The following is a 12,823-nucleotide window of genomic DNA, read 5'->3' as shown; positions in this document are numbered from 1 at the left end:
TCAGAGCAGGTCGAACCAGCGCTGCAGCTCCGCCTCGGGCAGCGGCCGCCCGACCAGTGCATTGATGCCACTGCGCTCGGTGTCGCGGCGCACGCGGCGGCGGTTCAGCCACGGGGCCAGCGGCCCGGCGTGTTCGCTGATGCCCATGGTGAGGGCATTCTGGTTGTTCTGGGCAAAGTGCTGCGCCAGCTGCCAGGTGTCCACATGGTGTTCGTCCAGATCGAACACGCCACAGCTGTAGCGGTGGCGGGCGATGTGTTCGAGGGCACCTTCGGTGCTGTCCGCCCGGTCCACCTCGGTGATGCCACGCCGTTGCAGCAGGTCCACCAGGCGTTGCCGTTCCGGCGCCGTGGCGCCGACGATCAGCGCCCGCTTGAGCGGCGCCGTGCCTTCTGCCTCCAGCGGGCCAGGCAGCGTGACGTCCAGATCGAGAAAGCCCGAATCAACCTGTCTGGCCGCGTACACGGCGTTCAGGTCGTTGAGCACGCTGGCCCACTGGATCGGCCTCTGGAGCACCCGCCAGGCATGGGGCGGCGGGTTGTTGCCCACCCAGATCAGCCGCTGGCCGGCAGGGGTTTCTTTGGCGTGCAGCAGCACCGCTTCGGCGCTGTCGCCGTCCACCAGCGCCACCTCGGCCAGGGCGGTGTTCTGGTGCGTTCCGGGCGCTGTCAGCGGCATCCAGAGGGCGTAGGCCAGTTCGCGCTCTTCAGAGAGGCGGAACACGGTATTGAGTGCATGGCGTTCGACGTCACTGAATCCAACAACGTGCACGTAAATCCGCTGTTTGTGCATGGGCCGGATGTTACCCCTCACCGGCGACCCTCCCCACGGAGCACTGCCCGCCGGACTCTTGATAACCAGACGGCATATATGAAAAACGAAAATGTCGTTTGAGATATATATGAGCTTGCGTACAGTCGCGCCCCATGTCTGAATTTGCCTTTGTCATCGCCGGATTCTCCGTGGGCCTGATCGTCGGCCTCACGGGCGTGGGCGGCGGGTCGCTGATGACCCCGATCCTGATTTTCTTCTTCGGGATCAAGCCATACATGGCCGTCGGCACCGACCTGCTGTTCGCCGCCGTGACCAAGGCCGGCGGCACCATCAATCTCGCGCGCCAGCGGCTGGTGCCCTGGCGGGTGGTGGGGCAACTGTGCTCCGGCAGCATCCCGGCCTCCCTGGTCACCCTGTGGGTGCTGCACAACCTGGGCACCACCAGCAGCCAGGTGCAGCACCTGATGACCAACACGCTGGGTGTGGCGCTGCTGCTGACGGCCGCGGCCACCCTGTACAAGGCCGCCCGCGGCAAGGTGCTGCCGCGCACCCTGCCCGCCGGCGAACTGGAAAACGCCACCCGCGCCCGCCACTGGAGCCTGCCGGTGCTGTTCGGCGCGGTGATCGGCTCGCTGGTGACACTGACCTCGGTCGGTGCTGGCGCAATCGGCGTGTCCGTGCTGCTGATCCTGTTCCCGCTGCTGCCGCTGCCCCGCATCATCGCGGCCGACATTGCCTACGCGGTGCCACTGACGCTGGTGGCCGGTCTGGGCCACGCCAGTCTGGGTTCGGTCGACTGGGCCTTGCTGGCCAAGCTGCTGGCCGGCTCGCTGCCGGGCATCTGGCTGGGCACCCGCCTGATGCGCCACACACCCGAGCGCGTGGTGCGCTCCCTGCTGTCGCTGCTGCTGGCCTATGCCGGCACCAAGCTGATCGCGTTCTGATTTCCGTCTTCCGATTTCCGTTTTTTCACGAAGTCCATGTACCAGTATTCCGATTTCGACCGCCAGTTCGTGCAACAGCGCGCGGCCCAGTTCCGCGACCAGCTCGACCGCTTCCAGGCCGGCACCCTCGACGGTGAAGCCTTCCGCCCGCTGCGCCTGCAGAACGGCTGGTACATCCAGCGCTTTGCGCCAATGCTGCGCGTGGCCGTGCCTTATGGCGAGATCAACACCGCCCAGCTGCGTGTGCTGGCCAAGCTGGCCCGCGACTTCGACCACAAGGAAGCGCACGACACCTCCAAGGCCAATGCGGCCCTGGCCGACGTGCCCAGCCTGCCCGACCGCTGCGCCCACTTCACCACGCGCCAGAACGTGCAGTTCAACTGGATTCCGCTGAACCGGGCGGCCGACGCCATGGACCTGCTGGCCAGCGTCAACCTGCACGGTATCCAGACCAGCGGCAACTGCATCCGCAACATCACCACCGACGCGCTGGCCGGTGTCGCGGTGGACGAGATCGCCGATCCGCGCCCGTTCGCGGAAATCATGCGCCAGTGGAGCACGCTGCACCCCGAGTTCGCCTTCCTGCCGCGCAAGTTCAAGATCGCCATCACCGGCGCCCGCGAAGACCGCGCTGCCGTGCCCTGGCACGATGTGGGCCTGCACCTGGTGCGCAATGCCGAAGGCGCCCTGGGCTTCAAGGTGCTGGTCGGTGGCGGCATGGGCCGCACCCCCATCATCGCCAGCACGATCCGCGGGTTCCTGCCCTGGGACCAGATCCTCAACTATCTGGAAGCCATCGTGCGCGCCTACAACCGCTTCGGCCGGCGCGACAACAAATACAAGGCCCGCATCAAGATCCTGGTCAAGGCCGAAGGCCAGGCCTTCACCGACCAGGTGGAAGCCGAGTACCGTGACATCGTCGAGCACGACGGTGCGCCCCACACCATCACCCAGGCCGAGCTGGACCGCGTGAGCGCCTTCTTCGTGCCGCCGCAGGCCGTCAGCGCCCACCAGAGCGTCGATGCCAAGGTCGAGCAACTGCTGAAGGCGGCCGGGGAAGACGAGGTCGAATTCGGCCGCTGGCTGGCGCGCAACGTCAAGCCGCACCAGAACCCGGCCCTGCGCGCCGTGACCCTGTCCTTCAAGCGCCTGGGCGCTGCGCCCGGCGACGCCAGCGCCGAACAGCTGGAGCGCGCGGCCGAGCTGGTCGACCGTTTCTCGTCGGGTGAGGCCCGTGTCACCCACGAGCAGAACCTGGTGCTGCCCTGGGTGCATGGCGACGCCCTGCCCGAACTCTGGCGCGAAGCACGCCGCCTGGGTCTGGCGCGCCCCAACATCGGCCTGCTGTCCGACATGATCGCCTGCCCTGGCGGCGACTTCTGCGACCTGGCCAACGCCCGTTCGCTGCCGATCGCGCAAGCCCTGCTGGCCCGCTACGAAGACCTGGACGAACAGCACGACCTGGGCGAGATCGACCTGCACATCAGCGGCTGCATCAACAGCTGCGGCCACCACCACAGCGGCCACATCGGCATCCTGGGCGTCGACAAGGACGGCCAGGAGTGGTACCAGGTCACGCTGGGCGGCTCCGACGGCTCGCTGCTGTCGGGCGAGGCCGTGCCCGGCAAGGTCATCGGTCCCTCGTTCGCGGCCGATGAAATGGTCGACGTGATCGAGGCGGTGATCGACACCTACCGTGCGCAGCGCCAGTCGGGAGAGACCTTCATCCTGGCCGTCAAGCGCCTGGGCATCGAGCCCTTCAAGACCGCCGCCAACTCGGTGCGCGTGGCCACCGCCCGCCACCCTGTCGCCGCCTGAACCCGCACGAGAACCGCATGAGCAAACAGATCGAACTCTTCAAGGCCGACAGCTTCGTGGCAGACGAGGCCGGCACACTGACGCTGGCCAACGACGCCGACCCGCGCGAAGCCGCTCTGGACGGCATCCACACCGTGGTGCTGCAGTTTCCCGCCTTCACCGACGGCCGCGCCTTCAGCCAGGCCTTCCTGCTGCGCCGCCGTCTGGGCTTCACCGGCCAGATCCGCGCCGTCGGCGACGTGCTGATCGACCAGCTGGCCCAGATGCAGCGCACCGGCTTCACGCAAGCGGTGCTGCGCGCCGACCAGAGCATCGAACACGGTCGCAAGCTGCTGACCCACTACGGCGCTTACTACCAGGGCGACGCCGTGGACGTGAAGCCCCATTTCGCTGCTGCCTGAGCGCTCCCGAGAAAAGACCACATGAGCACCATCGACCTCACCAAAGTCAACGCCGAACTCGGCCACGACGCCCCCGCCCTCGTGAAGTGGGCCCTGGGCCTGGGCCAGGCCTCCATCGTCACCACCAACTTCCGCCCCTTCGAGGCCGTGATCCTGCACCTGGTCACCCAGGTCAATCCCGACGTGCCCGTGGTGTGGATGGACAACGGCTACAACACCGAGGCCACCTACCGCTTCGCCGACGAAGTGACGCGCCAGTTGAAGCTGAACCTGAAGATCTACCTGCCGCGCCGCTCGCGCGCGCACCGCGAAGCCGTGGAAGGCACCACGCCCGCGCTGGACGATCCGCGCCATGCCGCCTTCACGGAAGAAGTGAAACTCGAACCCTTCGCCCGCGCCCTGCGCGAGACCGCACCCAAGGTCTGGTTCACCGCCCTGCGCGCCACCGACACCGCCGTGCGCGCCCAGATGGACCCGGTGAGCATCAACCCCGACGGCCTGATCAAGGTTGCACCGCTGCTGCACTGGACGTCCAAGGACCTGTACCAGTACTGCGAAGCCCACGGCCTGCCCAACAACTTCGACTACGTGGACCCGACCAAGGGCGAAGAGAACCGCGAGTGCGGCTTGCACCTGGCCCACTGATTCGAATCCTTGAGACACCGCCCATGAACGCCCGTACCGACACCGCCGTGCTGCAATCCGCCGAACACCACCTGAGCAACGCCCACCTCGACGCCCTCGAGGAGGAAACCATCTTCATCCTGCGCGAAGTCGCCGCCGCCTTCGAGCGCCCCACCCTGCTGTTCTCGGGTGGCAAGGACTCGCTGGTCATGCTCAAGTGCGCCGAGAAGGCCTTCGGCGTGGGCCGCATCCCCTACCCGCTGCTGATGATCGACACCGGCCACAACTTCCCCGAGGTGACCGACTTCCGCGACAGCCGCGCCAAGGAACTGCAGGCCGAACTGATCGTGCGCAGCGTCGAGGACTCGATGGCCCGCGGCACCGTGCGCCTGGCGCACCCGGGCGAGAGCCGCAACGTGCACCAGTCGGTCACGCTGCTCGAAGCGATTGAAGAATTCCGTTTCGACGCGCTGATCGGCGGCGCCCGCCGCGACGAAGAAAAGGCCCGCGCCAAGGAACGCATCTTTTCGCACCGCGACAGCTTCGGCCAGTGGCAGCCCAAGGCCCAGCGCCCCGAGCTCTGGACCCTGTTCAACACCCGCCTGGCCCCGGGCGAGCACTTCCGTGTGTTCCCCATCAGCAACTGGACCGAGCTGGACGTGTGGCAATACATCGAGCGCGAAAACATCGCCCTGCCCTCGATCTACTACACGCACAAGCGCGAGGTGGTCGACCGCCGCGGCCTGCTGGTGCCGGTGACCGAACTGACCCCGCCCAAGGACGGTGAAACCGTGCAGATCCGCGACGTGCGCTTCCGCACCGTGGGCGACATCACCTGCACCTGCCCGGTGGAGAGCCTGGCCGCCACGGCCGGCGACATCGTGATCGAGACCTTGGCCGCCGACGTGAGCGAGCGTGGTGCGACGCGCATGGACGACAAGACGTCGGAAGCTTCGATGGAGAAGCGGAAGAAGGACGGCTATTTCTGAAGAAATAGCCCACCCCCGCGCCACCTCCGGCGTCACCCCCTCAAGGGGGCGGCGCTGGCGGCCCGGCTAAGCCGGTTCCGCGGCGCCCTTGATTTGGACACCCTCTCGCGAAAGTTTTGTATGAACGCTGTTGTTACCCCTTCCACCGCCGCCGACACCCGCACCGCACTGAAGTTCATCACCTGCGGCTCCGTCGATGACGGCAAGAGCACCCTGATCGGCCGCCTGCTGGTCGACAGCAAGGCCGTGCTGCAGGACCACCTGGCTGGCGTGCAGCGCCAGGGTGAGACCGACCTCGCCCTGCTGACCGACGGCCTGTCGGCCGAGCGCGAGCAAGGCATCACCATCGACGTCGCCTACCGCTACTTCAACACCGAAACGCGCAAGTTCATCATCGGCGACGCGCCCGGCCACGAGCAGTACACCCGCAACATGGTGACCGCCGCCTCGGCCGCCGACGCCGCCGTGGTGCTGGTCGACGCGACCAAGCTGGACTGGCAAGACGCCGGCCTGAAACTGCTGCCGCAGACGCGCCGCCATTCGCTGCTGCTCAAGCTGCTGCGCGTGCCCTCCGTCGTGTTCGCCGTCAACAAGCTGGACGCCGTCGAAGACAGCGCGCTGGCTTTCAAGAACATCTCGGGCGCTCTTGCCGCCTTCGCAGCCGATGCCGGCATCGCCGTCACCGCCACCGTGCCGGTGTCCGCGCTCAAGGGCTGGAACGTGGTCGATGGCGCCGCCGACGCCGGCTGGTGCGGCTACAGCGGCCCGACGTTGCTGGAAATCCTGGAGCAGTTGCCCGTCACCGCCGCCGATACGGCGCTGCCTTTTGCCTTCCCGGTGCAGTGGGTCGAGAAGTTCTCGTCCTCGTCCGACACCAGCCAGGGCCGCCGCGTGTTCTGGGGCCGCGTTGCCACTGGCAGCGTGCAGCCCGGCCAGCAGATCAAGGTGATGCCCAGTGGCCAGACGGCCACTGTGGCCCAGGTGCTCAACCACGTGCGCCAGCCGCAGGCCGTGCCCGCCGGCCACAGCGCCGGCATCGTGCTCGACCGCGAAGTGGACGTGTCGCGCGGCGACTGGCTGCTGGCCATCGATGAGCAGGGCCAGTCCCTCGAAGCCAGCCGCGAGATCCGCGCCACCGTCGCCTGGATGGACGACGAAACCCTGGTCGCCGGCCGCGTCTACTGGGCGCTGCATGGTCACCGCTGGGTCAAGGCCAAGGTCAAGCGCATCGTGCACAAGCTCGACATCCACACCCTGGCCGAAGAAGACGCCACCCAGCTCGAACCCAACGCCATCGGTCACATCGAGCTGGCGCTGCAGGAGCCGCTGGCCACCGCACCGTTCACGCAATCGCGCGCTCTGGGTTCGCTGGTGCTGGTCGACACCGCCAGCCACAAGACCTCGGGTGCCTTGCTGGTCAGCTGAGCCCTTGGCGCAAGACAGGACTTAACCAATATCAAGGCCAAGGGCTTCCTCGGGGCTTACCCTCCTGCACCGCCTAAAATCCTGCGTTTGATCGAATTCTCTCCCACACCATGACCCACGTTGTCACCGAAGCCTGCATCCGCTGCAAATACACCGATTGCGTCGACGTCTGTCCCGTCGACTGCTTCCGCGAAGGTCCCAATTTCCTGACCATCGATCCGGACGAGTGCATCGACTGTGCGGTCTGCATCCCCGAGTGCCCGGTGAGCGCGATCTTTGCCGAAGAAGACCTGCCGAAAGACCAGGTGCACATGACGGCGCTCAACGCCGACCTCGCCAAGTTGCCCAACTGGAAGAGCATCACGAAGCGCAAGGACCCGCTGCCCGACCACGAGCAGTGGAAGGACCGCACGGGCAAGCTGTCCGAACTGATCCGCTGATCATGGATCCACGGCAGAGCGTCGGAGAGCCTGCCTCCGCGCCCGCCAGCGAGCCGGTCGCTGTCGATGCCGTGGTGATCGGGGCCGGCCCGGTGGGCCTGTTCCAGGTGTTCGAGCTGGGCCTGCTGGACATCCGTGCGCATGTCGTCGACGCCCTGCCCCACCTCGGTGGCCAGCCGGCGGAGCTGTACCCCGACAAACCCATCTACGACATTCCCGGCCTGCCGGTCTGCACCGGCCAGGGTCTGGTCGAGGCATTGCACACGCAGTGCTCTCCGTTCTCTCCCACCTTTCATCTGGGTCAGACCGTCCGGCAACTCGAATGGCAGACCGACGGGCGCTTCCTGGTCGGTACCTCGAAGAATACCCGTCTGCTCGCCAGGACCGTGTTCATCGCGGCCGGGGTCGGGGCGTTCGAACCCCGCCGGCTTGGTGTGGAGGGGCTGGATGCGTTTGAGAACACCCAGCTGTTCTTTCGCGCTGGCGACGCCGGAGCACTGGACGGTCGCCAGGCGCTCATCGTCGGCGACGACGACCAGGCCATCGAATGTGCTCTGAGCCTGTCGGAGGGATCGTCTGGCCGGCCGGCGGGCGTCACGCTCATGCACCGCAGGGACAGCTTTCGCGCAGAACCGCAACGCGTGGCGCGGATGCGTGAACGCTGTGGCCAGGGAGCCATGCGGTTCGTGGCCGGCCAGATCACCGGTTTCAAGACACAAGACCAGCGCCTGAGCAGCGTCGATGTCGCACAACCCGATGGCGCCACCGCCAAGATCCCGGTCGACACCTTGCTGGTCCTGCAAGGGCTGTCGCCACGGCTCGGTCCTGTTGCTGGCTGGGGGCTTGCGATGGAGCGCAAGCAACTGGTGGTCGACACCGCGACTTATTCCACCAGCGAGCCCGGCATCTTTGCCGTCGGCGACATCAACAGCTACCCCGGCAAACGCAAGCTGCTGGTCTGCGGATTTCACGAGGCCACGCTGGCAGCGTATGCCGCCGCGCCCATCGTGCACCCCGACCGGCCGGTGCTGCTGCAATACACCACCACCAGCACGCAGCTGCACCAGTTGCTGCAGGTGAAGAGCGCGTCCAAGTAATGATCTTTTCAAAAAAACTTGGGCTGGCTTCAAAAGCGCAAAAACCGACGCTATAATTTGAGGCTGTTCCCTGATAGCTCAGTCGGTAGAGCGACGGACTGTTAATCCGCAGGTCCCTGGTTCGAGTCCAGGTCGGGGAGCCAGAACACAAGAAGCACTTAGATCGTCAGATCTAAGTGCTTTTTTCATGTGCCTTCCGATCTGAGCCAGCCCATGCCGTTCCAGTCACCCATCGCATCCCGGTCCGCCTTCGTCGCCTTCTGGGCCGCATGCGCAACCGTGGGGGTGCTGTCGCTGACGCCGGTGGACCGCCTGCCGCCGCAGATCTTCGACATCTGGGACAAGGCCCAGCATGCTGCGGGCTTCGCCGGGCTGGCGTTTCTGGGGCGACTGGCCTATCCGCGCCGGATGCCGGGTCTGCTGGCGGGGCTGCTTCTCTATGGAGCGCTGATCGAAGTGGCTCAGGCCGCCACGGGCTGGCGGCATGGCGACGTCAACGACTGGTTGGCCGATGCGGTCGGCGTCCTCATGGGAACAGCCATGTTCCACGTGCTTTTTCCGATGACCCAGCGGCAGGAAGGCGACGCACAATAGGTCCATGTCCACCACGCCCTCGTTTGGTCAGAAGCTGCCCTGGCTGGAGCCTGGCGACCAGTTTCCTTCCGTCGAGCGCGCCTGGGGTGAGCAGGACCCTGCACCGGGCCTGTTGGCTGCTGGCGGTGACCTGTCGGTCACCAGTCTGACCAGCGCCTACGGCCAAGGCATCTTTCCCTGGTACAGCGCCGGGCAGCCGATCCTCTGGTGGAGCACCGATCCCCGCATGGTGCTGCGGTCCGAGGCCTTCCGGTTCCACCGCTCGCTCAGAAAGAGCATCCAGAAGCTTCGGCTCGAACAGCGCCTGGAGATTCGTTTCGACCACGACTTCGAACGTGTGATCCGGGCGTGTGCCAACACATCGCGCAAGAGCCAGAGTGGCACCTGGATCCTGCCTGCCATGGTCCAGGCCTACATCCGCCTGCACAAGGCGGGCTTCGCACACAGCGTGGAGACCTGGATCGACGGCGAATTGGTGGGCGGGCTGTATTGCGTGAACCTGGGCGCCATGGTGTTCGGAGAGTCCATGTTCAGCCGCCGCAGCGACGCCTCCAAGGTGGCACTGGCGGCGCTGGTGGCCTTCTGTCTGTCGCATGGCATTCCGTTGATCGACTGTCAGCAGGACACGCCCCACCTGGCATCCATGGGGGCTGCCCTGATGTCCCGCAGCCTCTTCTGCGAACACTTGCGCCAGACCGTTGGGCATCGTCCGCCGGTGTGGAAGTTCGAGCCCGTATACTGGAATCAACTCATCCCCGACGACGGCGCACGAGCGTGACGCACCTCAAAGAACTTCCGTTGCAGGCGTTGCAGTTCTACGCCACAGCGCCCTATCCCTGCAGCTACCTTGCGGGTCACCTCGCGCGCTCCCAGGTGGCAACGCCCAGCCACCTGATCCACAACGACGCGTATTCGGACCTGGTCACCATGGGTTTCCGGCGCAGCGGCATGTTCACCTACCGCCCGCATTGCGACGGCTGCCAGGCCTGTGTGCCCCTGCGCATCCCAGTCCACGGCTTTGTGCCCAGCCGCAGCCAGCGGCGTGCCCGACAGCGCCACGCGGCGCTGGAGACCCGGGTGCTGGGGCTCTGTTTTGTGCCCGAACACTACGAGCTGTATCTGCGGTACCAGAACAGCCGGCACTCCGGTGGCGGCATGGACCAGGACAGCATTGACCAATACAGCCAGTTCCTGCTGCAAAGCAGGGTCAACTCGCGGCTGGTGGAGTTTCGTGAACCATCCAGGAACGGCGAGCCATCGCGGCTGGTCATGGTCTCCATCGTCGATGTGCTCAGCGACGGCCTGTCGGCGGTCTACACCTTCTACGAACCGGCCAACACGGGCGCCAGCTACGGCACCTTTTGCATCCTCTGGCAGATCGAGCAGGCGCGTCTGCTCGGGCTGTCGCACGTGTACCTGGGCTACTGGATCGCCCAGAGTCCGAAGATGAGCTACAAGGCGGCATTCGGGCCGCATGAGGTGCTGCGCGACGGTACGTGGGTGCCAGAAACGTGATTTCATCTCGTAAAATAGCCGCAAACTGATTGCGGCCATGACAAAACGATCCGACTCCCTGCCCACCACCCCCACCGTCCAGGTCATCGAACGCATGTTCAACCTCCTGGAGGTCCTCGCTTCCAGGGAAGAACCGGTCTCCCTGAAGGAAATCAGTGAAAAAACCGGCCTGCATCCTTCGACCGCCCACCGCATCCTCAACGACCTGACGATCGGGCGTTTTGTCGACCGCCCCGAGGCTGGCAGCTACCGTCTCGGCATGCGCCTGCTGGAGCTGGGCAATCTGGTCAAGGCCCGTCTGAGTGTCCGCGACGCCGCGCTCTCGCCCATGCGCGAACTGCACAAGCTGATCCAGCAACCTGTCAACCTGAGCGTTCGCCAGGGCGACGAAATCGTCTATGTGGAGCGCGCCTACAGCGAGCGCTCCGGCATGCAGGTGGTTCGTGCCATTGGCGGCCGCGCGCCATTGCACCTGACCTCGGTCGGCAAGCTGTTTCTGGCGGCCGACGAACCCCAGCGCGTGCGCGCCTATGCCACCCGCACCGGTCTGGCCGGCAATACACGCAACAGCCTGACCCAGCTGACCACGCTCGAACGTGAGCTGCAGCAATGCCGGCAGGCCGGGCTCGCGCGTGACAACGAGGAGCTTGAGCTCGGTGTGCGCTGCATGGCTGCCGGCATCTACGACGACCAGTGCAAGCTGGTGGCGGGCCTGTCCATCTCCGCGCCCGCCGATCGCATCGATGAAAGCTGGGTGCCCAAGCTGCGCACCACCGCGGCAGAGATCTCCATCGCGCTGGGATGCCCCAGAGGATTTGCCGCCCAGCCAGCCGCACCGCGCTGATCACCGCCCAAACAAAAACGGCCCGCTGGGGCCGTTTTTGTTTGGAACTGCAATGCGTGTGAACGCCGGATCAGCCCTGTGGCCGCACGGGTGTCTGGTGGGCGCTTTGCACTTCCACCCACCGCTTGACCCGTTCGGCATCCTGGGCGCGCCCCAGTTTGCCGGTGGCGTCCAGAAACACCATGATCAGCTGACGTCCGGCGATGCGGGCCTGCATCACCAGGCAGCGGCCTGCCTCGGTGATGTAGCCGGTCTTCTGCAGGCCGATGTCCCATTCCGGATCCCTGATCAAGCCGTTGGAGTTGCGGAACTCCAGAGTGCGGGTTCCCAGATCCAGCTGGTGGCTGGGTGATGTCGTCAGGCTGCGCAGGATCGGGCGGTGATAGGCCACCGACACCAGCGTGGCCAGATCGCGGGCACTGGACTGGTTCTGGCTGGAAAGACCGGTGGGATCCACATAGTGGGTGTCGCGCATGCCGATCTCCTTGGCCTTTGCATTCATCATGCGGACAAACTGATCGAGACCACCGGGATAGGTACGGCCCAAGGCATGGGCCGCGCGGTTTTCACTGGACATCAGCGCCAGGTGCATCATCTCGCGGCGGGTGAGCGTGGTCCCGACCGCGAGTCGCGAACGGCTGCCTTTGAGGGTGTCGATGTCATCGGTCGAGATGGTGATCTGTTCGTCCAGCGACAGATTGGCGTCGGTGACGACCAGGCCAGTCATCAACTTGGTCAGGGAGGCAATCGGCAGCACCGCCGCGTCGTTCTTGCTGAACAACACTTCGTTGGTCTGCTGATCGACGACCAGCGCCACGCTGGAGTTCAGATCCAGGGGATCGTTGGCAGACCGCAGACCCATGCGCTCGCCGATGGATGAACGGGGTTCCATGGCCATGGCCTGGATCACCGGAGAAGACCGGTGGTGCGCCACCAGACGGATCGCTCCACCATCGGGCCGGGCGCGCGCGACAGGAGCGTCCTGCCCACCTTTGCGCGTTCTGGCCGAGCGGACGGGGTCTTTGCCCCTGCTTCCGGACTGGCGAGCCAGCTTGTCGGTTTCGCGACGGGCCTTGGCCGACACAGCGGCTTTGCGGGAATCCTTGGCGTTGGCGACTCTTGACACGTCGCGCGACGTCTTCTTGGTCACCAACTGGGGCTGCGCCTTGCGGGCGGCTTTGGCGGAGCTTTTCTCCCGCGCTTGCACCGACACCGGAAGTGCCAGCGACGCAAGCATCACGACCGTTGCAACACTTTGCAAGATTGTGAAAAAGCGTACCCGGGAAAAACTCATTGACTCCACTCCAGAAAACAGCGTTCGATGGAGTGAAGTATAGGTCCGTGCAAAATAACTAGCA

At 65.5% G+C, this 12,823-nt stretch carries 14 protein-coding genes and 1 tRNA gene; 13 read left to right on the top strand and 2 right to left on the bottom strand.

The genetic code is table 11. The features are described from left to right. The gene (locus tag ACS5NL_RS20515) at window positions 1-723 is read right to left on the bottom strand and encodes a hypothetical protein (RefSeq protein ID WP_439355823.1); all 723 of its coding nucleotides are present in this window, start codon (window positions 721-723) and stop codon (window positions 1-3) included. 203 nt (window positions 724-926) lie between these two features. Here ACS5NL_RS20515 and ACS5NL_RS20510 point away from each other — a divergent pair, with 203 nt between their 5' ends. From ACS5NL_RS20510 to ACS5NL_RS20450, 13 genes are all read left to right on the top strand, one after another. Continuing rightward, window positions 927-1,718: a sulfite exporter TauE/SafE family protein gene (locus ACS5NL_RS20510; RefSeq protein ID WP_439355822.1), complete on the top strand. Its 792-nt coding sequence runs from the start codon at window positions 927-929 to the stop codon at window positions 1,716-1,718. 36 nt (window positions 1,719-1,754) lie between these two features. Beyond that, the gene (locus ACS5NL_RS20505) at window positions 1,755-3,536 is read left to right on the top strand and encodes a nitrite/sulfite reductase (RefSeq protein WP_439355821.1); all 1,782 of its coding nucleotides are present in this window, start codon (window positions 1,755-1,757) and stop codon (window positions 3,534-3,536) included. A gap of 17 nt (window positions 3,537-3,553) precedes the next feature. After that, the gene (locus ACS5NL_RS20500) at window positions 3,554-3,937 is read left to right on the top strand and encodes a DUF934 domain-containing protein (protein ID WP_439355820.1); all 384 of its coding nucleotides are present in this window, start codon (window positions 3,554-3,556) and stop codon (window positions 3,935-3,937) included. 21 nt (window positions 3,938-3,958) lie between these two features. Beyond that, window positions 3,959-4,582 (top strand): phosphoadenosine phosphosulfate reductase domain-containing protein, encoded by a 624-nt coding sequence (locus ACS5NL_RS20495; protein ID WP_439355819.1) that lies wholly within the window; start codon window positions 3,959-3,961, stop codon window positions 4,580-4,582. A 23-nt stretch (window positions 4,583-4,605) separates the two neighbouring features. Continuing rightward, window positions 4,606-5,550 (top strand): sulfate adenylyltransferase subunit CysD, encoded by a 945-nt coding sequence (gene cysD, locus ACS5NL_RS20490; protein ID WP_439355818.1) that lies wholly within the window; start codon window positions 4,606-4,608, stop codon window positions 5,548-5,550. Between the two features lie 120 nt (window positions 5,551-5,670). Continuing rightward, the gene (locus ACS5NL_RS20485; RefSeq protein ID WP_439355817.1) at window positions 5,671-6,975 is read left to right on the top strand and encodes a sulfate adenylyltransferase subunit 1; all 1,305 of its coding nucleotides are present in this window, start codon (window positions 5,671-5,673) and stop codon (window positions 6,973-6,975) included. A gap of 110 nt (window positions 6,976-7,085) precedes the next feature. Continuing rightward, complete coding sequence (gene fdxA, locus ACS5NL_RS20480) at window positions 7,086-7,415, top strand: ferredoxin FdxA (protein WP_439355816.1); 330 nt, start codon at window positions 7,086-7,088, stop codon at window positions 7,413-7,415. Window positions 7,416-7,417: 2 nt separating this feature from the next. Further along, the gene (locus ACS5NL_RS20475) at window positions 7,418-8,512 is read left to right on the top strand and encodes an NAD(P)/FAD-dependent oxidoreductase (protein ID WP_439355815.1); all 1,095 of its coding nucleotides are present in this window, start codon (window positions 7,418-7,420) and stop codon (window positions 8,510-8,512) included. A gap of 67 nt (window positions 8,513-8,579) precedes the next feature. Next, window positions 8,580-8,655, top strand: a tRNA-Asn gene (locus ACS5NL_RS20470). Between the two features lie 70 nt (window positions 8,656-8,725). Next, window positions 8,726-9,106, top strand: coding sequence for a VanZ family protein (locus ACS5NL_RS20465; protein WP_439355814.1), 381 nt, complete (start codon window positions 8,726-8,728; stop codon window positions 9,104-9,106). 4 nt (window positions 9,107-9,110) lie between these two features. Then, window positions 9,111-9,884: a leucyl/phenylalanyl-tRNA--protein transferase gene (gene aat / locus ACS5NL_RS20460; protein ID WP_439355813.1), complete on the top strand. Its 774-nt coding sequence runs from the start codon at window positions 9,111-9,113 to the stop codon at window positions 9,882-9,884. After that, window positions 9,881-10,621: an arginyltransferase gene (locus ACS5NL_RS20455; protein ID WP_439355812.1), complete on the top strand. Its 741-nt coding sequence runs from the start codon at window positions 9,881-9,883 to the stop codon at window positions 10,619-10,621. Before aat ends, ACS5NL_RS20455 begins: the two co-directional genes overlap by 4 nt. Before the next feature lie 37 nt (window positions 10,622-10,658). Next, the gene (locus ACS5NL_RS20450) at window positions 10,659-11,465 is read left to right on the top strand and encodes an IclR family transcriptional regulator (protein ID WP_439355811.1); all 807 of its coding nucleotides are present in this window, start codon (window positions 10,659-10,661) and stop codon (window positions 11,463-11,465) included. A gap of 70 nt (window positions 11,466-11,535) precedes the next feature. Here ACS5NL_RS20450 and pbpG read toward each other — a convergent pair whose 3' ends face one another. Then, window positions 11,536-12,759, bottom strand: a complete 1,224-nt coding sequence (gene pbpG, locus ACS5NL_RS20445) for a D-alanyl-D-alanine endopeptidase (RefSeq protein WP_439355810.1) — start codon at window positions 12,757-12,759, stop codon at window positions 11,536-11,538. Window positions 12,760-12,823 lie beyond the last annotated feature (64 nt).

The organism is Hydrogenophaga sedimenti (assembly GCF_051857515.1).
GTDB lineage: Bacteria > Pseudomonadota > Gammaproteobacteria > Burkholderiales > Burkholderiaceae_C > Hydrogenophaga.
This window is presented reverse-complemented; position numbering and strand designations above follow the sequence as displayed.

Coding starts and splice junctions, on each gene's coding strand:
- ACS5NL_RS20495 (WP_439355819.1), top strand. CDS start 3,959: ATGAGCACCATCGACCTCACCAAAGTCAACGCCGAACTCGGCCACGAC.
- ACS5NL_RS20500 (WP_439355820.1), top strand. CDS start 3,554: ATGAGCAAACAGATCGAACTCTTCAAGGCCGACAGCTTCGTGGCAGAC.
- ACS5NL_RS20510 (WP_439355822.1), top strand. CDS start 927: ATGTCTGAATTTGCCTTTGTCATCGCCGGATTCTCCGTGGGCCTGATC.
- ACS5NL_RS20505 (WP_439355821.1), top strand. CDS start 1,755: ATGTACCAGTATTCCGATTTCGACCGCCAGTTCGTGCAACAGCGCGCG.
- aat (WP_439355813.1), top strand. CDS start 9,111: ATGTCCACCACGCCCTCGTTTGGTCAGAAGCTGCCCTGGCTGGAGCCT.
- pbpG (WP_439355810.1), bottom strand. CDS start 12,759: ATGAGTTTTTCCCGGGTACGCTTTTTCACAATCTTGCAAAGTGTTGCA.
- ACS5NL_RS20485 (WP_439355817.1), top strand. CDS start 5,671: ATGAACGCTGTTGTTACCCCTTCCACCGCCGCCGACACCCGCACCGCA.
- ACS5NL_RS20465 (WP_439355814.1), top strand. CDS start 8,726: ATGCCGTTCCAGTCACCCATCGCATCCCGGTCCGCCTTCGTCGCCTTC.
- cysD (WP_439355818.1), top strand. CDS start 4,606: ATGAACGCCCGTACCGACACCGCCGTGCTGCAATCCGCCGAACACCAC.
- fdxA (WP_439355816.1), top strand. CDS start 7,086: ATGACCCACGTTGTCACCGAAGCCTGCATCCGCTGCAAATACACCGAT.
- ACS5NL_RS20450 (WP_439355811.1), top strand. CDS start 10,659: ATGACAAAACGATCCGACTCCCTGCCCACCACCCCCACCGTCCAGGTC.
- ACS5NL_RS20475 (WP_439355815.1), top strand. CDS start 7,418: ATGGATCCACGGCAGAGCGTCGGAGAGCCTGCCTCCGCGCCCGCCAGC.